This window comes from Amycolatopsis silviterrae (genome assembly GCF_042684085.1).
GTDB lineage: Bacteria > Actinomycetota > Actinomycetes > Mycobacteriales > Pseudonocardiaceae > Amycolatopsis > Amycolatopsis silviterrae.
In genome coordinates this window covers 325,555-348,290 of the sequence record NZ_JBHUKS010000027.1, presented here as the reverse complement: position 1 = coordinate 348,290, position 22,736 = coordinate 325,555, and the positions used below count along the sequence as shown (strand labels likewise).

Below are 22,736 nucleotides of genomic sequence, written 5' to 3'. Positions count from 1 at the left end.
AACTCCGCGAATATCTGAAACGCGCGCTCGCGGAAGCCCAGCAGGCGCAGCAACGGCTGCGTGAGGTCGAAAACGCGCGTCGGGAACCGTTGGCGATCGTCGGCATGGCGTGCCGTTACCCGGGTGGAGTGTCCACTCCGGAGGATCTGTGGAATTTGGTCGCCGAGGGGCGCGACGCGATCTCGCCGTTCCCGGCCGACCGCGGCTGGGACACCCGCGACGTTCCCGTTGGAGAGGGCGGCTTTCTGGCCAATGCGGGCGACTTCGACCCGACGCTTTTCGGCATCAGCCCGCGTGCCGCGCTCGCGATGGACCCGCAACAGCGGCTGTTGCTGGAAGTCGCGTGGGAGGCTTTCGAACGCGCGGGCATAGATCCGCTTTCCTTGCGTGGCAGTCAAACCGGGGTGTTTTCCGGTGTCATGTACTACGACTACGCGACCCTGATGGACGCAGTTCCGGAAGAGCTGGCCGGTTTCGTCGGTCACGGCAACGCGGCCAGCATTCTCACCGGGCGTATTTCCTACACTTTCGGCCTTGAAGGCCCAGCGGTCACTGTGGACACGGCGTGCTCGTCTTCGTTGGTGGCACTGCATTTGGCGGCTCAGTCGCTGCGGTCGGGGGAGTGTTCGCTCGCGCTCGCCGGCGGCGTCACGGTGATGCCGAATCCGGGCACGTTCGTGGAATTCAGCAAACTTGGCGGGTTGGCCGCGGACGGCCGGTGCAAGTCGTTCTCCGCCAGCGCGGACGGCACCGGCTGGTCGGAAGGCGTCGGCCTGCTCGTGCTGGAACGGTTGTCCGATGCCGAGCGCAACGGGCACCAGGTGCTGGCGGTCCTCCGTGGTTCCGCGGTGAACCAGGACGGTGCGTCCAATGGCCTGACCGCGCCGAACGGCCCGTCGCAGGAACGCGTGATCGTCCAGGCCCTCACGAACGCCGCGCTGACCCCGGCCGAGATCGACGTCGTGGAAGCGCACGGCACCGGTACCGCGCTGGGCGACCCGATCGAGGCTGGTGCGCTGCTCGCGACCTACGGCCAAGGGCGTGAACGTCCACTGTGGCTTGGTTCGCTGAAGTCGAACCTCGGCCACACGCAAGCCGCTTCCGGCGTCGCGGGTGTCATCAAGATGGTGCAAGCGATCCGCGCGGGCACGCTGCCGAAGACGTTGCATGTGGACGAACCTTCGCCGCACGTCGACTGGAACAGCGGCGCGGTCGAACTGCTCACCGAAGCGCAGCCGTGGCCGGAGACCGGACACCCGCGTCGCGCGGCCGTCTCGTCGTTCGGCATCTCGGGGACAAACGCGCACACGATCATCGAGCAGGCACCGGAAGCCGCGACTGAGGACAGTCCACGGCGGACACTTCCGGCCATCCCGTGGGTGCTCTCCGGCAAAACCGAAGCAGCCCTGCAGGAACAAGCGCGGCAACTGGCCGAAGTGGACGCCGACCCGATGGACATCGGGTACTCGCTCGCCGCTACCCGCGCCACTCTCGACCACCGGGTCGTGGTGCTCGGCGCTGACCGGGAAGAACTCCGAGCCGCCCTCGCCGACCTGACCTCGACGCCCGCCGCCACCGGTCGCCTCGCGTTCTCATTCTCCGGTCAGGGTGCGCAACGGCCAGGCATGGGCCGGGAACTGTACGCGACGTTCAGCGTCTTCGCCGAAGCCTTCGACGAGATCTGCGCACACCTGGACTCGTTGCTGGACCAGCCGTTAAAGGACGTCGTCTTCGGTGACAGCGACCTGGTGCACGAGACGCAGTACACGCAGGCCGGGCTGTTCGCCGTCGAGGTCTCGCTGTTCCGCCTGGTGTCGTCGTGGGGCGTGAAGCCCGACTACCTGATCGGCCATTCGATCGGCGAACTCGCCGCCGCACAAATCGCCGGAGTGTTTTCTCTTGCGGACGCGGCGAAACTGGTCGCCGCGCGCGGCCGGTTGATGCAGGCGCTGCCGCGCGGCGGGGCGATGGTGGCGATCGAAGCGACCGAGGACGAGATCGTCCCGAGTTTGGCCGACGGGGTGGACCTCGCCGCGGTCAACGGTCCGCGCTCGGTCGTGGTCTCCGGTGACGAGGACGCCGTACTGCGCGTCGCCGAGGCTTGGCAAGCCGAAGGCCGCAAGACGAAGCGACTGACGGTGTCGCACGCATTCCATTCGCACCGGATGACGGCGATGCTGGACGAGTTCGGCGAAATCGCCGCAAGCATCGGCTACACCGCCCCGGCTGTTCCGGTGATCTCCAACCTGACCGGAGAAATCGGCACCGAACTGCACGAACCGTCCTATTGGGTACGGCACGTCCGCGAAGCCGTGAAGTTCCACAATGGACTCACCACGCTGGCTGGCCACGGCGTCACGCGGTACCTGGAACTGGGTCCGGACGGTGTCCTGACCGCGCTCGCGCCTGCTGAGTCGGTCGCCGGTGCGGCCACTCGCAAGGGTCGCCCCGAACCAGCCACGCTGCTCACCACGCTTGGCCGCCTGCACGCCGCAGGTGTCGAGGTCGACTGGGCCGCGGTCTTCACGGGTACCGGTGCCCGCCGGATCGACCTGCCGACGTATCCGTTCCAGCACGACCAATACTGGCTTGAACCCCAGCCCCGACGCGGGCAACTGGCCGCGGCCGGTGCCCGCGACGCCGGACATCCGTTGGTGCGTGCGGTCGTCACGCTGCCCGGCTCGGCCGGAACGCTCCTAACTGGACGGTTGTCCGTCGCCGCCCAGCCGTGGCTGGCCGACCACCAGGTCTCCGGCGCGGTCGTGTTCCCGGGCGCGGCGTTTGTCGAGCTGGCCGTGCAGGCGGGCAATCACACCGGCTGCGCGACCGTCGACGAGCTGACCCTGCACGCCCCGTTGGTCCTGCCGGACGGCGAAGCCGCTGACCTGCGGGTATGGGCGCGACCGGACACCGTGCCCGGCCGCTGGACCCTGGAAATCCACTCGCGCCCGGAGACCGCCGGCGACCAGGAGTGGACCCAGCACGCGACCGGCCTCCTCAGCGAACAGCCCGCCCCGGCGGCGGAGAGCCTGCTGGAATGGCCGCCCAACGCGACCCCGGTCGACCTCGACGGGCTCTACGAACGCCTGGAAAACTCCGGCCTCAGCTACGGCCCCGCCTTCCGCAACCTTCGCGCGGCCTGGCGCGACGGCGACACCCTCTACGCCCACATCGCGCCCACCGGAACCCCAGCCGCGCAACGCTTCGACCTGCACCCCGCGCTCCTCGACGCCTCTCTGCACGCACTGGCGTTCACCGGCGAAACCGCGCAACTTCCGTTCTCCTGGCAGGACATCCGGGTGCACGCCACCGGCGCGCGTTCGCTGCGCGTCCGGCTCACCCCGAACAACGGCGCGGTGGCGATCGACCTCGCCGACGACACCGGCGCGCCCGTCGCGTCGATCGGCGCGCTGGCGTTGCGGCCGATCGGTGCCCCCGTCCGACGTACGGCGCAGGACTCACTGTTCCGAATGGACTGGGAAGTGCTGCCGCTGGAACCGTCCTCAATCGACGGACGCTGGGCCATCGTAGGCGCACCGATGCACTGCCTGAACGCGGAATCCTTTGTAGACCTAGCCGCGGTTCCGGACGGCTTTGACACCGTGGTCGTCCGCGCGGAGACAGCGGAAATCGGCCCAGCCACGCACGAAATGCTGCGGGCCGTCCAGGAATTCCTTGTCACGGACAGGTTCCGCCGGCTGGTCGTGGTGACCGCCGGAGGACTCGCCGCCGCCGCGGTACAGGGCCTTCTCCGGTCCGCGCAGGCCGAACACGCCGGACGAATCGTCATCGCGGAACTGGAAGACCCGAACGTCGCGCCGCCCTTGCTGGGAGCCGCACTCGCCACCGGCGAACCGCAATTCTCCTTCCTCGACGGGGAAGTCCGCGTTCCCCGGCTAGCCCGTCCAGAGCTGACCCCGCCCGACGGACACTGGCGGCTGGACGTCACCACGCGCGGCACGCTCGACAACCTCGCCCTCATCCCGTGCCCGGAGGCCGGAGAACCACTGACCGAGGGGCAGGTCCGGATCGCCGTCCGCGCGGCTGGCGTGAACTTCCGCGACGTCCTGCTAGCCCTCGGCATGTACCCGGACGAGGTCGCGCTCGGCGGCGAAGGCGCGGGCGTGATCACCGAGGTCGGACCCGGCGTCTCGGGCCTGACCGTCGGCGACCGTGTCACCGGAATGTTCGGCGGGTCCTTCGGCCCGGCCGCCATCGCCGACCACCGGCTGGTGGCGTCCATTCCGGACAGGTGGTCCTTCGAACAGGCCGCCGCCGTCCCGATCGCCTATCTCACCGCGTACCTGGGCCTGGTCAAACTGGGCGGGCTCACCGCCGGGGAATCGGTGCTGATCCATTCCGCGGCGGGCGGCGTCGGCGTCGCGGCGGTGCAGCTCGCCCGGCACCTCGGCGCGGAGGTATTCGGCACCGCCAGCCCCGGCAAATGGGACACGCTGCGCGAACTCGGCCTCGACGACGAGCACATCGCGTCGTCCCGCACTCTTGAATTCGCGGACAAGTTCAGCGAGATCGACGTCGTCCTCAATTCCCTGACCGGCGATTTCGCCGACGCCTCGCTGCGCCTGCTGCGCCCCGGCGGGCGATTCCTGGAGATGGGCAAGACCGACCTGCGCGACCCGGCCGCATATCCCGAACTGCGTTATGAGCCGTTCGACCTGATGCGCGTTCCGCCGGACGAGATCCAGCAGATGCTCGCCGACGTGCTCGCGCTGTTCGCGCGGGGAGCGTTGCGGCTGCCGCCGGTCACCAGTTGGCCGATCTCGGGCGCGCGGGACGCGTTCCGGTTCCTCAGCCAGGCGAAACACACCGGCAAAGTCGTGCTGACCCTGCCCCGTCGGCTCGACCCGGACGGCACCGTCCTGATCACCGGCGGCACCGGCACGCTCGGCCGCCTGGTCGCCCGCCATCTGGTCGCCGAACACGGCGTCCGGCATCTGCTGCTGCTCAGCCGTCGCGGTACGGCCGAGGACCTGGCCGACCTGGACGCGACGGTCACGGTCGCGGCCTGCGACGTCACCGACCCGGCCGCACTGTCCACTGTGCTCAGCGAGATCCCGGCCGCCCATCCGCTCACCGCGGTCTTCCACGCGGCCGGAATCACCGACGACGGAACGGTCGAATCGCTCACCCCGGAGCGAATCGACGCCGTACTGCGGCCGAAGATCGATGCGGCGTGGCAATTGCATACCGCCACCCAAGACCTGGACCTGGCCGCGTTTGTCCTTTTCTCGTCCGCCACAGGTGTCCTAGGTGGACCGGGGCAGGCGAACTATGCCGCCGCGAATGCCGCCTTGGACGCACTCGCGCAGCACCGGCGCGCGGCCGGTCTTCCAGCGCAATCCCTGGCATGGGGCTTGTGGGCACCGAGCAGCACGCTCACTGGTGAACTGACCGAAGCGGATCTGGCGCGTATCGCCCGGTCTGGTGTCGGAGCATTGTCGGCCGAGGAAGGATTAGCACTCCTCGACGCCGCAATGGCGGTGGATGAACCGGTGCTGGTCCCGCTGAAGCTCCGCCCGGAACGCGCGGAAACGGTGCCGTGGGCATTGCGCGGCCTGATCAAAGCCCCGGTCCGTCGAGCCGCCGCGAAGACCGCGGACCCCGCTCCGCAACGGGTGGACAATTTCGAGGAACTCGTGTGTGCGGAAGTCGCCGCGGTTCTCGGGTATCCGGGAGCTTCCGCGATCGACCCGCAACGCGCGTTCACCGATCTCGGTTTCGACTCACTGTCCGCAGTGGAATTGCGCAACCGGCTCTCCGCCGCCACCGCCACGGCACTGCCCGCGACGCTGGTGTTCGACTATCCGACCCCGGCCGCGCTCGCCGCGCATCTCGGCCGTTCCGCGGAACCCGAACCCGTTATCCCGGTGCAGCAAGCCGTCGCCGACGACGAGCCCATCGCGATCATCGGCATGGCCTGCCGATTCCCCGGAGATACCTGTTCGCCCGAACAATTCTGGCAATTCCTCCTGGCCGACGGGGACGGCGTCACCGATTTCCCGCGCGATCGCGGCTGGAATCTCGGCACCTTGTTCGACGACGACCCCGACCGCTCCGGCACCAGTTACGTCACCCAGGGCGGATTCCTGGCGTCAGCCGCCGAATTCGACGCGGACTTCTTCGGCATTAGCCCCCGCGAAGCTCGCGCGATGGATCCGCAGCAGCGGCTGTTGCTGGAAACGTCGTGGGAAGCGCTGGAACGCGCTGGCATCGATCCGGCGTCGGTGCGCGGCAGCCAGACCGGTGTGTTCGTCGGCGCGATGCGCCAGGACTACGGCCCGATGCTGCACCAACCGGTTCCCGGCGGCGAAGGCCATCGGCTGACCGGCAGCGCGGCGAGCGTCGCGTCCGGCCGGGTGTCCTACACCTTCGGCTTCGAGGGCCCGGCGATGACGGTCGACACGGCGTGCTCGTCGTCGCTGGTCGCGATGCACCTTGCCGGGCACGCCCTTCGCCGCGGCGAATGCGATCTCGCTCTCGCCGGCGGCGCGACCGTGATGGCCACGCCAGGTCTGTTCACCGAGTTCAGCCGTCAGCGCGGGCTGGCCCCGGACGGCCGGTGCAAGGCGTTTGCCGGAGCCGCCGACGGTACCGCGTGGGCCGAAGGCGCGGGAATGCTGTTGCTGGAACGCCTTTCCGACGCCGAACGCAACGGCCACCGCGTTTTGGCGGTGGTGCGGGGCTCGGCGGTGAACCAGGATGGTGCGTCGAACGGCCTGACCGCGCCGAACGGTCCTTCGCAGGAACGGGTGATCCGGGCGGCATTGGCGTCCGCCGGTCTGTCCACAACGGACATCGACGCGGTGGAAGGACACGGCACCGGAACTTCCCTGGGCGACCCGATCGAGGCCGGAGCGCTGCTCGCGACTTACGGCAGGGACCGCGACCGTCCACTGTGGCTCGGCTCGGTCAAGTCCAACATCGGTCACACCCAGGCGGCGTCCGGGGTGGCCGGCGTGATCAAAATGGTGCTGGCCATGCGGGACGGCCTGCTGCCGCGCACCCTGCACGTCGATGAACCGTCGCCGCACGTCGACTGGCGTTCCGGCGCGGTGCAACTGCTGACCGAACCGACGGACTGGCCGGAGACGGATCGCCCGCGCCGGTCCGCTGTCTCGTCTTTCGGTGTGAGCGGCACGAACGCACACATCATTCTTGAGCAGGCGCCAGCCGCGACGGTTCCGTCCGGCGAGCCGCTCGACGCGCCGCTGGTGCTGTCCGCGCGCAACCCGCGCTCACTCGCCGACCAGGCCGCACGCCTGCTGTCCGTTGTGGACGAGCCAGACCTTGCCCGGGCGCTCGCCACGACACGGACGGCGCATCCGCATCGCGCGGCAGTGCTCACCGATTTCCGTGCCGGTCTCGCGGCGCTCGCCGAAGGTGTGGACGCACCGAATGTGGTCACCGGGCGAGCCGAGGCCGGAAAACTCGCCTTCACCTTCTCCGGCCAAGGATCGCAACGACTCGGCGCAGGCCGCGAACTCAGCGCGGAATTCCCGGTCTTCGCGGCCGCTTTCGACGAGGCATGCCAGGCGCTGGACCCGCACCTCCCGCGCGGAATTCGCGGGATCGTCTTCGCCGAAGAAGGCACGCCCGAGGCGGCATTGCTGGAACGCACCGGCTATACCCAGGCCGCGTTGTTCGCCACCGAAATCGCGCTGTACCGGCTGCTCGAATACTGGGGACTGCGCCCGGACTACCTCGCCGGACACTCGGCGGGCGAGCTGGCTTGCGCGCACGTTTCGGGGGTGTTGAGTCTGGCCGACGCTGCCGCGGTGGTCGGCGCGCGGGCCCGGTTGATGGACCAGACGTCCGGAAACGGCGCGATGTTCGCCATCGAGGCCACCGAAGACGAAATGGCCCCGACTCTTGTCAGCCGCGACCATGAGGTCGGAATCGCCGCGGTCAACGGGCCGACGTCGCTGGTGCTGTCCGGGGACGATTCCGTCGTCACGGAGATTGCCGCGCAATGGCGTGCCCGGGGCCGCCGGACGCGCCGGCTTGAAGTCAGTGTCGCCGCGCATTCTCCGCAGATGGACGAGATTCTCGGCGAATTCCGGGAAGCTGTCGCCACGGTGACCTTCGGTGCACCGGAGATCCCGATCGTCTCGACGGTCACCGGACAGCTCGTCGCTCCGGACGAAATGTGCACTCCGGACTACTGGGTGCGGCATTTGCGGCAGGGTGTCCGTTTCTTCCCTGCTGTGCAGTGTTTGGCGGAGCTGGGCGTAACGGCCTTTGTGGAGGTCGGCCCGGCCAGCGTGCTGACTGCGACCACTGTGGACTGTCTGCCGGAATCGATGGCCGCGTTGCTGGTGCCGTCGATGCGCAAGGACCGCCCGGAAGTTCCGGCACTCCTGGACACTGTGGCCCGGCTCCACGTGCACGGTTTCTCTCCGGACTGGGCTGCGGTGTTCGCCGGTCGCGAGGCCGCGGTCGTGGATCTGCCGACGTATGCCTTCCAGCACCGGCACTTCTGGCTCGCGACGCCGGAACGGGACGCGGCTGCCGCCGGTCTCGCTCCGATCGAACACCCGCTGCTCGGCGCGAGCGTCGCGCTGGCCGACGGCGACCGGGCGATCTTCACCGGCCGGCTTTCCGTTTCCGCGCAACCGTGGCTGGCCGACCACGTGGTGTCCGGGCAGATCGTGGTGTCCGGGACTTCGCTGCTGGAACTGGCTCTTCGCGCCGGTGCCGAACTGGGCTGCGGGGCGGTCGCCGAGCTGATCCTGGACACGCCGCTGGTGCTTCCGGCGGACGGCAGCGTGACGGTCCAGCTGGCAGCGGGTGAACCGGACGAGTCCGGCCGCCGTGAACTGACCTGCTACTCGCGATCGGACCCAGCGCTGCCGTGGACCCGGCACGCGCGCGGGGTCCTGGCTCCCGCTGAGCCGGTCGAGGCGGAATGGCCGACGCTTCCGGACGGCGAGTCCGAAGTGGACGTAGACGATCTCTACGCGACGATGGCGGACCGCGGACTCGAGTACGGTCCGGTGTTCCGCGGCCTGCGGAGGGTGTGGCTTCCGGACGGCGACCTCATCGGCCTGGTCACGGTCCCGGACGAAACCGAGCAGGAGGCATTCGGCCTGCACCCGGCGTTGCTAGACGCGGCCCTGCACGCCTTGGCTGCTCGGGACGAATCGGGCACCGCGTCGCTTCCGTTCTCCTGGAGCGGCGTGACGCTGCACGCGACGGGCGCTCGCGCGCTGCAGGTTAGGCTGAGCCCGGCCCCCGGCGGCTATTCGCTGACCGCGACCGACCAGCACGGCCGACCGGTTCTGTCAGTGGAATCGCTGGCACTGCGGCCGATAGCGCTGCACCAGCAGGTCGACGACGCACTGTTCACTGTGGACTGGCAGCCGGTCGAACTTCCCGCCGCCGATCCCTCGTCGGAGTTCGTCGTGCTGCGGAGTTCGTCCGAGGACGCGCTGACCGAGCTGCACCGGGTGTTGCCTATTCTCCAGAACTGGCTGGAAGACGGGCAGTCCCGGCTGGTCGTGCTCACGAAGAACGCAACTGAGAACCCGGCTGCCTCCGCAGTGCACGGTCTGGTCCGCTCCGCCCAAGCGGAGAACCCCGGCCGGTTCGTCCTGGTGGACGCCGACACCGACTCGCCCGACCTCGCTGGCGCACTGGCCTCCGGCGAACCGCAGATCTCCTTGCGGGACGGAAAAGCCTTTGTTCCGCGCCTCATCCGCGCCCCGTCTACTGTGGACGGCGAATGGACCGGAACTGTCCTGATCACCGGTGGAACGGGCGGCCTCGGCTCGCTGCTGGCCCGGCACGTGGTTGCCGAACGCGGCGTGCGCGACCTGGTGCTGGTCAGCCGTCGCGGCCGCGCGGCAGCCGGAGCGGCGGAACTCGAAGCCGAGCTGTCGGAACTCGGCGCGACCGTCCAGATTGAAGCCTGCGATGTCGCCGACCGCGAGGCGACCGCTGCCTTGCTCGCCTCGATCGACCACCTCGGCGCGGTCGTCCACGCAGCGGGCGTGCTGGACGACGGCGTCGTGGAATCCCTGACGCCGGAACGCCTTGAGCACGTCTTCCGTGCCAAGGCCACCGCGGCCTGGAACCTCCACGAGCTGACTCCGGACGTGCCGCGCTTCGTGCTGTTCTCCTCGGCCGCAGGCATCCTGGGCAGCCCCGGTCAGGGCAACTACGCGGCGGCCAACGCGTTCCTCGACGCGATAGCGCACCGCCGCGTCGCCGATGGGCTTTCCGCGGTGTCGCTGGCCTGGGGCCCGTGGGCCTCCGGCATGGCGGGCGCGCTGGACGAGGCTTCCCGCCGCCGGATCGAACGCCTCGGCCTAACCCCGCTCACTCCGGACGAAGGTCTGCGTCTGTTCGACGCCGCTGTTGCTGGACCACCGCTTTCGTTGCCACTCCGGCTGAATTTCCCCGCGCTGCGCGAACGCGCCAGGGCGGGGGAGAACCCGGTGCTGCTGCGCAGCCTGGTCCGCGTTCCCGCCAAGTCCACTGTGGTCAGTACATCCGGCCTGGGTGCCGAGCTGGCCGCGCTCGACGAAGCCAGCCGTCGACGCTTGCTGCTGAACACCGTCCGCTCCGCGGTCGCCGCGACTCTCGGGCACGACGAACCCGCCGATGAACACCGTGCGTTCAACGACCTCGGCTTCGACTCGCTGACCTCGGTCGAACTGCGCAACCGACTGTCCACAGTGAGCGGGCTGCGCCTGCCGACGACGCTGGTGTTCGACCATCCGACCACCGAGTCCGTTGTGGACTACCTGCTGACGAGGCTGACCGAGCAGGCGACCACCCGGCGCACCGTGGTGACCGCTCCGTCGGACGAGCCGATCGCGATCGTCGGCATGGCCTGCCGGTATCCCGGCGGTGTCGAGACCCCGGAAGACCTGTGGCAGCTGGTCTCCCGCGACGGAGACGGCATCTCGGCGTTCCCGTCTGATCGCGGCTGGGACCTCGACCGGCTCTACCACCCGGACCCCGATCATCCCGGCACCAGCTACGTCACCGAGGGCGGCTTCCTCGCTGACGCGGCGAAGTTCGATGCGGAGTTCTTCGGCATCAGCCCGCGCGAGGCAGTCGCGATGGACCCGCAGCAACGGTTGCTGCTGGAAGTGTCCTGGGAGGCCTTCGAGCGCGCCGGGCTCAATCCGACATCCGTCCGCGGCAGCCGGACCGGAGTGTTCGCTGGCGTCATGCATCACGACTACGCCAGCCGGATGCCAGTCCTGCCAGAAGAAGCGGAGGGCTACCTCGGCGCGGGCACCGCCGGAAGCGTGGCGTCGGGCCGGGTTTCGTATTCGTTCGGTCTTGAAGGACCAGCGGTCACTGTGGACACTGCGTGCTCGTCGTCGTTGGTGGCAATGCACTTGGCGGCCCAGTCGCTGCGTGCTGGGGAATGCACGCTCGCGTTGGCCGGCGGTGTCACGGTGCTCGCGACACCCGGGTTGTTCACCGAGTTCAGCCGTCAGCGCGGCCTCGCCCCGGACGGCCGGTGCAAGGCGTTCTCGTCGGCGGCGGACGGGACCGTGTGGGGTGAAGGCGCGGGAATCCTGTTGCTGGAACGCCTGTCGGATGCCAAACGCAACGGCCGCCGGATCCTCGGCGTCGTGCGTGGCTCCGCGGTGAACCAGGACGGCGCGTCCAACGGCCTGACCGCACCGAACGGTCCGTCGCAGGAACGCGTCATCCGGACCGCCTTGCAGTCGGCAGGCCTGTCCACTCAGGACATCGACGCGGTGGAAGCGCACGGCACCGGGACCGCGCTCGGCGACCCGATCGAAGCGCAGGCATTGCTCGCGACTTACGGACAGGATCGGGACCGTCCACTGTGGCTGGGTTCGATCAAGTCGAACATCGGTCACACCCAGGCCGCCGCCGGGGTCGCGGGTGTGATCAAGATGGTGCTCGCGATGCGCGACGGCCGGCTGCCTCGCACGCTGCACGTGGACGAGCCGACGTCGCATGTGGACTGGGAGAGCGGCGCGGTCCAGCTGCTCACCGAGCCGGTGGAGTGGCCGCAGGTGGATCGCCCGCGCCGGGCGGCGGTGTCGTCGTTCGGCATCAGCGGCACGAACGCGCACGTGATCGTGGAGCAGCCGCCGGTCGCCGCACTGCCGGAGCAGCCGGAACGCCCGGTGCCGGTGGTGCTGTCCGGCCGGGGCGAACCCGCGTTGCGCGCCCAAGCCGCACGACTGCGCGCTTGGCTCGATGATGACGCCGACTGGTCCGGTGCCGCCTACACGCTGGCCACCGCGCGGACTGCCTTCGAGAACCGCGCGGTCCTGCTCGCGGGCGACCGGGTCGGGCTCGCTGCCGGTCTTGATGCGCTGACCAGCGGAAACTCGACTTCTGGGCTGGTTGAGGGGACGGTCCGGGCCGCCGGTCAGGTGGCGTTCGTCTTCCCGGGCCAGGGCTCGCAGTGGGTCGGGATGGCCCGCGAGCTGGCGGCAGGCTCGGAGGTGTTCGCGTCGCGGCTGGCGGAGTGCGCCACGGCGCTCAGTGAGTTCGTGGACTGGTCGCTGGAGGACGCGCTGACCGACAGTGCGCTGCTGGAGCGGGTGGACGTCGTGCAGCCGGTGTCGTGGGCGGTGATGGTCTCGCTGGCCGAACTGTGGCGTTCCTACGGCGTCGAGCCGGCCGCCGTCGTCGGTCACAGCCAAGGGGAGATCGCCGCCGCGTGCGTCGCTGGCGCACTGTCCTTAACGGACGGTGCGCGGATCGTCGCGTTGCGGAGTCGGCTGATCGGGCAGGTGCTGGCCGGACAAGGCGGCATGGTCTCGGTCGCCCTGCCGGTCGACGACCTGGCCGACCTGCTCGTGGACCTCGAAGTCGCGGCGGTCAACGGCCCGTCGTCCACAGTGGTCTCGGGCAGTCCGGCGGCCGTCGACAAGCTCCTGGAGGTGTGCGAATCCCGGGACATCCGGGCCCGCCGGATCGCGGTGGACTACGCCTCGCACTCCACCCAGGTGGAGTCCATTCAGGACCAGCTGGCCACGGACCTCGCCGGGAGCAGCGCCGGACCGGCCGCGGTGCCGTTCTATTCGACGGTCACCGGCGACTGGCTCGACACCGACGGCCTCGACGCCGACTACTGGTACCGGAACCTCCGCCAGACCGTCCAATTCGATCAGTCGGTGCGCGCGCTGTACGCGGCCGGGTACTGGACGTTCATCGAGGTCAGCCCCCACCCGGTGCTGGTCCCGACGATCGCCGAAAGCGTGCCGGACGCGATCACGGCCGGCTCGCTCCGCCGCGACGAGGGCGGGCTCGACCGGTTCCATGAGTCGATAGCCGAGGCCTACGTGCAAGGTGTCAAGGTCGACTGGGCGGCGGCGTTCCCCGCCGGGATCCAGCCCGCCGAGCCGCCGACGTACGCCTTCCAGCGCCAGCGATACTGGCTCGACGCGCCCGCGACCAGCGCCGATGCCGAGGACGCGAGCTTCTGGGCGGCGGTCGAAGGCGACTCGCTGGCCACGTTGCTCGGGGTTGAGGAGGACACGCTCGCCCCTGTCCTTCCCGCCTTGTCCGCTTGGCGCAAGAAGAGCCAGCAGCGTTCCGATGTGGACTCCTGGCGATACCGGACGGTATGGCGACCGCAACCCGCCGCCGACGCCCGACTCACCGGTCATTGGGCAGTGGTTTCCCGCGAGGAGAACCAGGCCTACGTCCAGGCGCTGGAGAACGCCGGCGCTTCGGTGGTCACCGTCCGGCCGGGTGAGCCGATCGGTGCGGTGGACGGCATTGTCTCCCTGCTCGCGCTCGGCGAGGACGGGCTCGAAGCCACCCTCGACCTGATCAAGTCCGCTGGGGACACTCCACTGTGGCTGGTCACCTCGGGTGCGGTCGGCGACCAGGTCACTACGCCCCGGCAAGCCATGGTGTGGGGGCTGGCCCGGGCCGCCGCTCTCGAATACCCGCGCCGCCGCGGTGGCGTCGTGGACCTCACCGACCCTGCCTTGCTTCCCGTGGTGCTGAACGGGAACGAGGACCAGGTGGCGATCCGTGAGTCCACTGTGCTCGCGCGTCGGCTCGTCCCCGCCCCATTGCGGACAGACGACCGCTGGCAGCCGCGCGGCACAGTGCTGCTCACCGAGGGCCAGTTCACCGAGCCGACCGCCCGCTGGCTGGCGGAGAACGGCGCGGAACGACTGGTCCTGGTCGGCGACGGGAATCCCTTCCCAGAAGACCTCGGCGTGCCGGTCATCCGGGAGGTGTGCGACGTGACTGACCGGGAGGCGCTTTCCCGGGTGCTCGCCCAGTATCAGCCGACTGCCGTCATCCACGGAGCGGGCGAAGTCACTTCCGGCGCGCTGGCCGACACCACGCCGGATGCCTTTGCCGCCGCTGTGCGGACGAAGGTGCTCGGCGCGATCAACCTGCACGAGCTGGTGTCCGATGTGGACGCCTTCGTGCTCTACTCCTCGGTTTCGGGCGTGTGGGGCGCGGCCGAACAGGGCGCGTTCGGGGCGGCCAACGCCTTCCTGGACGCGTTGGCTGAGCACCGGCGTCAGCGGGGATTGCCCGCGACGTCCGTAGCCTGGGGCCCGTGGGCTGATGCGGGCCTCGGCGGAGCTGACGAGGAAACGGAACGCGACCGCCGGGAACAACTGCGGCGACGCGGCGTGTTCGCCTTGCCCGCCGAACGCGCTCTGCCTGCCATGGCCGATGCGGTGGCCAACGGCGACCCCGCCGTCGTCCTCGCGGATATCGACTGGGCTCGGTTCCTCCCCGCGTTCACCGCGGTCCGCCCGAGCGCACTGTTCGAGGAGTTGGAGACGGCCCCGGAGAACGACGGCGCCGCCGAGCCGACGCTCCTGGCCAAGCTCGCCGGACTGTCCGAAGAGGACCAGCTGCGCGAGCTGACCGACCTGGTCCGCGGCGCGGTCGCGGCCGTGCTGTCCCATCCGGACCCGGCGACCTTGCCGTCCGGACGGGCGTTCCGCGAACTCGGCTTCGACTCGCTCGCCGCGGTCGACCTCCGGAACCGGCTCGGTGCGGCCACCGGTGTCCGGCTCGCGGCTACCGTCGTCTTCGACTATCCGACCCCCGCCGACCTCGCCCGGCACCTGCGCACTCAGCTCACCGCGGCGCAATCGCCCGGCGCGCCAGCGGGTTCGGTGGACGAGGAACTCGACCGGCTGCACGGGATGCTGACCGCGGAGTCCGATGAGGACACTCGTCGCCGCGTACGGGAACGACTGGCGGCACTCGTCGCCGAGCTGACGCCGGAAGCCAAGGACGAACCGGTCGCGGACCGGCTCGGGGCGGCCTCCGACGAGGAGATCTTCCGGTTCATCGACATGGAGTTGACCTGACATGAGCGACGCAGAACGGCTTCGCGAATACCTGCGCAAGGTCACTGTCGACCTGCACGAAACCCGGAAGCGGCTGAAGGAAATCCAGGACCGCGCCGCGGAACCGATCGCGGTCGTCGCGATGGCCTGCCGCTATCCGGGCCGCGTGCGGTCGCCGGAAGACCTGTGGGACCTGGTCGACGAGGGCCGCGACGCGATCTCCGGGTTCCCTGCCGACCGCGGCTGGGACCTTGACGAGCTGTTCCATCCGGACCCGGACCACATCGGCACGACCTACGTGCGCGAGGGCGGATTCCTTTCCGGAGTAGGCGGTTTCGACGCCGGGTTCTTCGGAATCTCGCCGCGCGAGGCGCAAGCGATGGACCCGCAGCAACGTCTGCTGCTGGAAGTTTCGTGGGAAGCGCTCGAACGGACCGGCCTCGACCTCGCGGCCTTGCGCGGCAGCGCCACCGGAGTCTTCGTCGGCAGCGGCGCGCCGGACTACAGCATGGTCGTCTCACAGGCGGCCGAAGACCTCGGCGGATACCTGATGACCGGCAACGCGGGCAGCGTGCTGTCCGGGCGGCTTTCCTATACCTATGGCTTCGAAGGTCCATCGCTCACAGTGGACACCGCGTGCTCATCATCGTTGGTGGCACTGCACTTGGCGTGCCGCGCGCTGCGCCGCGATGAGTGTTCGCTGGCGCTGGCGGGCGGGGTTTCCGTGCTGAGCACGCCCGCTGGATACGTCGAGATGAGCCGTCAGCGCGGCATGGCTCCAGACGGCCGGATCAAGGCCTTCGCCGCAGCTGCAGACGGCACCGCATGGTCCGAAGGGGCTGGCCTCCTTGTCCTGGAAAGACTTTCCGACGCACAGCGACACGGACACACGGTGCTGGCGGTCGTGCGAGGAACCGCGATCAACTCCGACGGTGCCAGCAACGGCCTCACCGCACCGAATGGTCCTTCACAGGAACGCGTGATCCGCCAAGCCCTCGCCGACGCTGGCGTCCCGGCTGCCGATGTGGACGCCGTCGAGGCCCACGGCACCGGCACCGAACTCGGCGACCCCATCGAGGCCAACGCCCTGCTCGCCACCTACGGACGGAACCGGCCGGCCGGCCGTCCATTGTGGCTGGGATCGCTGAAGTCCAACCTCGGCCACGCCGGGGCAGCCGCCGGAGTGGCCAGCGTGATCAAAATGGTCATGGCGCTCCGCGCGGGAACTCTGCCCAAAACGTTGCATGTGGACGAACCGTCGCCGAAGATCGACTTCGCACAAGGCGGCGTCGCTCTGCTCACCGAACCGAAGCCGTGGCCCGCGTCCGACCGTCCGCGCCGGGCCGGGGTATCCGCCTTCGGCATCAGCGGAACCAACGCGCACGTGATCCTGGAACACGAGCCCGAGCCCGACGTCGTGCCTCCGGAGTTCACTGCGCCGGTCCCGCTGCTGCTTTCTGGCCGGAGCGAAACCGCGGTGCGCGCCCAGGCTGAACGTTTGCTGCCGTTCGTCGACGGACCGGCGCGGCTTGCCGACCTCGGCTGGTCGCTGCTGCGTTCGCCGGAGTTCGAGTATCGAGCAGCGGTCGTGGCCGACACCCGGGCTGCCGCGAGCCGGACTCTGCGAGCGCTGGCCGCCGGCGACGAAGACGCAGCAGCGGTGCGCGGGCTGGCGAATCCGGTGGAGCAGGCGGTTTTCGTCTTTCCCGGCCAAGGTTCCGAGTGGACCGAAATGGCCGTCGAACTGTGGGAGTCCGCTCCGGCCTTCGCTCGCTCCATGGCGGAGTGTGAGTCTGTCCTTTCCGGACTGGTCGACTGGTCGCTGTACGACGCCATCCGTGACGCGGAGCTGCTGAAGCGGATCGACGTCGTGCAGCCAGCGCTGTTCTCGGTGATGGTCTCGCTGGCGGCGCTCTGGAAGTCCTACGGAGTTTCCCCGGCCGCCGTCGTCGGCAGCAGCCAAGGGGAGGTCGCTGCGGCTTGTGTCGCCGGTGCACTGTCCCTTGAGGATGCTGCGAAGATCGTCGTCCTCCGCAGCCGGTTGTTCGCCGAGGAGCTGGAAGGCCGCGGTGCCGTAGTCGCAGTCGGCGCCCCGGCCGCTCTGGTGGAACAACGCCTCGCTGCCTTCGGCGGTCAGCTGACGATCGGCGGGATCAACAGTCCGAGCGCGGTAACGGTAGTCGGGGAACTCGCTCCGCTGGAGAAGTTCGTCGCGGACTGCACGGCGGACGGAATCCGCACTCGCGCAGTGTCCACAGTGGCTTCGCACTCGCCGAAGCTCGAACCGCTGCGTGAGCGGTTCCTGAAGATGGTCGTCGACATCACCCCGCGCCCGGGCGGAATTCCTTTCTGCTCAACGGTAACCGGCGAGTTCGTCCCGACCGAATCCCTCACCGCCGAGTACTGGTACGACAACGTCCGCGAAATGGTCAACTTCGACGGCGGTATCCGTGCGCTGATCGCAGCCGGGCATCGGTTCTTCATTGAGGTCAGCCCGCATCCGGTGCTGACGTCGTCGATCACGGAAACCGGTGAAGACGCCGGCGTCGAGGCAGTGACGATCGGCTCGCTCCGTCGCGACGAAGGCAGCTTGGCGCGGTTCCTCCTTTCCGCCGCGGACGCACAAGTGCACGGTTTGCCGGTGGACTTCACCCCGGCGTTCGAGGGCGCGGAACCACAACGCGTTACCTTGCCCACGTACGCTTTCCAGCACGAAACGTACTGGCCGGAAGCGCGCAAACAGTCCACTGCGGACCCGGTCGAAGCCAGTTTCTGGGACGCCGTGGACCGTTCCGACACGGGGGAGCTGTCGCGGGCGCTGGATGTTGACGAAGAGCCGTTGTCCGAGGTGCTGCCCGCGCTCACCGCGTGGCACCGGCGTCGGCAGGAGAAGTCCATTGAGGACTCCTGGCGGTACCGGATCGCGTGGCAGCCAATGCCCGAACCGTCGACAGCAACACTTTCCGGCAACTGGCTCGCCGTCGTGCCAGCGGACAGCACCTGGGCCAACCACTGCCTCGACGCCCTGACCCGACACGGCGTGAACTTGACCTGGACCACCAAACTCGACCGAGACCTCCTGACCGGCACCCGGGGCATCATCTCGCTGCTCGACTTCGCGGACACCCTCGCGCTGGTTCAGACCCTCGACACCGACGTCCCGTTGTGGCTGACCACCTGCAGCGCAGTCACAGCCGACGGCACCACTCCCGATCCGGACCAAGCCGCGATCTGGGGCCTCGCCGCCGCTGTCGCAGTGGAGCGTCCGGGCCTATGGGGCGGTGTGATCGACCTGCCGGAAGCACTCGACGGGCCGACCGCCGCCCTGTGGTCAGCCGCGCTGTCCGGCGACACCGGCGAGGACCAGATCGCGGTGCGGGACACCGGTTTGTTCGCCCGCCGCCTGGTCCGCGCGACACCTCGCGCCGGAACCTGGTCGTGGCAAGGAACCGTCCTCGTGACCGGTGCCGACACTCCAGTGGGTGCCCACACCGCCCGGTGGCTCGCCGAGAACACCGACGCGGAGCTGGTCCTGACTGTCCAACCAGGACACGCTGAACCGCTGGACGAGCGCGTCGTCGAATGCGACCTCACCGACCGTGCCGCAGTCGTGGATCTGCTGGCCGCGAAAGAATTCTCCGCGATCGTGCACGCGGATGTCCCCCTGGAGGAAGGCGCGCTGGACAACCTGACGCCGGAGATGTTCGAGTCCGGAGTGTCCGGTGCTCGGAACCTCCAGGACCTGGCCGATGTCCCGTTGGTCCTGTTCTCCTCGATCTCCGGCACGTTCGGCGGCGTCGGCCAGGGTGTCTACGCCGGTGTCACCGCCACTTTGGACGCTCTGGCCGAGCAAGACGGAACCTTCTCCGTCGCCTGGGGCCCATGGGAGACCGGCGACGACGCACGTCGGGAACGCCTGGGCAGCAGGGGAATCCGCCTGCTCGACCCAGACCGGGCAATGTCCGCGCTGTCCCTTGGCGAGTCCCAGATCATGCTCGCCGACCTCGACTGGCCGACGTTCGCCGACACCTACCGCGCCACCGGCGACCGGCCGCTGATCGCCGACCTGGCACCCGCCCGTGCGGTGTCGGCGGCCGCTGAGCCCGATCGCCTCACCGGACTGTCCGCCGAAGAGCGATACGAGGTCCTGCTCGACCTGGTCCGAAGCCAAGCCGCCGCCGTGCTGGGCCATCCCTCGGCGACCTCGGTGGACCCGCGCCGCCGCTTCCTGGAACACGGCTTCGACTCACTGACCACAGTGGACCTGCGCAACCGGCTCAACGCCGCGACCGGGCTGCGAGTGCCGGTCTCCGCGTTCCTCGAGCACTCCACGCCGGAAGCGTTGACTGTTTACCTGAATGATGAATTAGGTGGACAGGAGATTGTATACAGTCCGCTGGCTACTCTCCTGACGCAAGCCCGGGAGTCCGGCAAGCTGCCCGAGTTTCTCGACGTCCTCGCGGCGGCGGCCAAACTTCGGCCGTCCGGCGCGGAGACGCGGCCGGCGACGGTTCCGCTGACCACGACGGGGACCGCGACAAGGCTGGTTTGTCTGCCGTCGGTGCTGGCCACGTCGGGTCCGCACCAGTTCGCCCGGTTCGCCGCGGCCCTGCGCGACGAGCGGCCGGTGTCCGCGCTTTCCCTGCCGGGGTTCCAGAGCGGAGAAGCACTTCCGGACAGCCTCGAAGCTCTGGTCGACACCCTCGTCGCCGAAGTGAAGAAGACCGAGGGACCCTTCGTGCTGGTCGGCTACTCGTCCGGCGGCCTCCTCGCGAACGCCGTGACCGCCGCGCTGGAGCGAACGGGTACTACTCCATCCGCAGTGGTCTTACTCGACACGTTCGTCCTGGGCCGGGCATCGTGGTCTGGTGTCCTGGAGGGCCTGGCCAGCCGGTTGGCCGAGACCGGATTGGCCGACGACGCCCGGCTGTCCGCGATGGGTGCGTACTTAGGCCTTTTGCACACGTTCGCCCCGGCGGAGATCGACACCCCGGTGCTCCTGGCCAGAGCCACCGCGGGACCCCGCGCGCACTGGCCGGGCCCGCACGACACGACGGACCTGGCGGGGGATCACTTCACGATCCTCGAGGACGAGGCCGACGACGCCGCGAAGGCGGTACACGAATGGTTGGAGAAGCTGGCGGTGGAGAAGTCATGACTGAGCGAACGACAGTCCTGGTCATCGGAGCAGGGCCGTGCGGGCTCGCGGTCGCGGCCGAGCTGGCGCGGCTCGACGTGCCGGTGACCGTCGTGGACGCCGAGCCCGAACCGGGTACCGGGTCCCGCGCGATCCTGTTGTGGCCGCCGGTGCTGGAGGTGCTGGCCGAACTCGGCGTTGCCGACCGGGCGCGCGAACAGGGGCTGGGGCCGGCGGCGCTGCACTACCACCTGCCGTCCGGGGTGGGCGCGCGCGTCGCGCTCAACGACGACAACCGGCCGCTCGTGCTGCCGCAGGAGAAGACGACGGTGCTGCTGGAACAGGCGGTGCACGATCTCGGCGGGACCGTCGAACGCGGGGTGCGCGTGACGAAAGTCGTGCCCGGCGGGGAATCCGTGCTCGTCGCGGCCACCACCGCCGACGGAACCGCCCGCGAGTTCGAGGCCGACTGGGTCATCGGCGCCGACGGCCACCGCAGCGAAGTGCGCACCCAGCTCGGCATCGCGTTCGACGGCGAGCACATCCCGGTCTCCTTCCTGCTGGCCGAAGGAAATCTCGAAGGGGACATCCGCCGCGACGAGGTGCACTACTTCCTCAGCGACTCCGGCGTCCTGCTGCTGGCCCCGCTCCCCGGCGGCGAGTTCCGGATCTCCGGCGCGTTCCCGCCTGGCGAAAAACCAGACGAACGCCAGGTGCAACGCCTCCTGGACGAACGGGGTCCCGGCGGGCTGAAAGTCACGAGCCTGCGCACGATTACCACGTTCTCCAGCGACGAACGCATCGCCGCGAAGCTCCGCGCGGACCGCGTCTTCCTGGTCGGCGACGCCGCGCACGTGCACAGCCCGATCGGCGGGCAAGGACTGAACCTCGGCATCCCCGACGGCCGCAACCTCGCGTGGAAACTGGCCGGCGTGCACCACGGCCGCCTCGCCCCGGCGATCCTGGACACCTACGACCCCGAGCGCCGCGCCGCGATCCAGCAAACCCTCCGCGCGACCGGCATGATGGCCCGGCAATCGGTGGCGGGCCCGATCGCGCGCCGGGTGCGCAACCTGACCTGGCGGCTGGCGCAGTCGAGCGGAGTGCTGGAACGGAAATTCGCCCCGACCCTGGCCGGATGGCGCGCGGAATGCCCGAACCCGTTGCCGGGCAACGGAAAACCGGCCACGTCCCGCTCGTGGCCGCGCCCGGGCACCCGGGACCCGCGATGGCTGCCGAAAATGGACCGGGACCTGGCGGGGCAGTTCCAGCTCGTGACGTTCGGCTCGCCGAGCAGCGATCTGGCAACCCACGCGGCCGCACTGGCGACGCGGATGCCGGGCATGGTGGCGCACTTCAGTGCTGGCGGGTCGCGGGAGGGGTTCGTGCTGTTGCGTCCGGATGCTTACATCGCGGCGGCTGGTCCGGCTGAGGAGTTCCCGGAGGTGGCGCGGTTGGTGCGGGATCTGGCTTAGTTCTGGCTCGGGTGGGTCGCGCGGCAGCGCTGAGGCTCAATTCCAGGAACTTCAGCTGCGTGACGCCGTGCCTATCAACCGTCCACAAAGGACGCCAGTAGTGGCGAAATGCCTGATTGATACCCATGTGACCGGGTGTGCAGGGCGGTGAGGGCCTCCCTGAGGGAATCTGATTCCCTCAGGGAGGCCCTCACAGACGATGATCCTGCTCTTGCCGCTCGTGCTGGGCGTGGCAAGAGCCCACCGCCCCTTTGGCCTGGGCGGACGCGCCTCACGCCGCACACATGACGCAGCCTTAAATTCCTGGCATTGGAGCTGAGGCTGGGGTGGCTGGCCTGCTTGAGGTGGCGTGGGTTGGTGCGGGGTCTGGTCCAGCTCTGCCCCAGCTGGTGTTGGGCCGGGTGGGTAATCCGCTGTGGCTGGCCTGATCGAGGTTCGCGAAGCCGGGGCGGTCGCTGGGTGATCAGGCTCGTCGCTGGCCGAGCGATGGTGCGGCGTCAGGGCTCGCGAGATTTCTCGCCTGGCTGCGACGGCTCCGGCCGAGGAGCGCCCCAATGCCGCATTGGGTGCATCTGACGCACCCAATGTGGCGTTCGTTGCTCCATCCATGCCCCCGCCACCACCCTCAACGGAGGCGCTGCGCGCCGCAGACTCGCTCAACGCACCCAATGGTCACATTGGGGCCACGGCGGAGCCGCCGACCACAGCTTTTTCGCCGCGCCCGGCGAACTCACCCCAGCTCCGGCGCGGACAACGGCAGCTGTTCATCGGCTGCCTGGGGCGAGTGTCCAGGGCACTCGTACAACCGCCCCAGCCCCCAAGAAC

General features: G+C 69.2%; 2 protein-coding genes and 1 pseudogene. All 3 read left to right on the top strand.

What is annotated here, in order from left to right:
- The first annotated feature begins 14 nt into the window (after positions 1-14).
- Entirely contained in the window at positions 15-15,320 is a 15,306-nt protein-coding gene (locus ACFSVL_RS35365) for a type I polyketide synthase (protein WP_449224399.1), read from the top strand.
- A 25-nt stretch (positions 15,321-15,345) separates the two neighbouring features.
- Positions 15,346-20,457: pseudogene (locus ACFSVL_RS35360) on the top strand (type I polyketide synthase); the annotation flags it as partial.
- Complete coding sequence (locus ACFSVL_RS35355; RefSeq protein ID WP_378310624.1) at positions 20,454-21,911, top strand: FAD-dependent oxidoreductase; 1,458 nt, start codon at positions 20,454-20,456, stop codon at positions 21,909-21,911. The pseudogene ACFSVL_RS35360 and the gene ACFSVL_RS35355, both read left to right, overlap by 4 nt.
- The last annotated feature ends 825 nt before the right edge of the window (positions 21,912-22,736 follow it).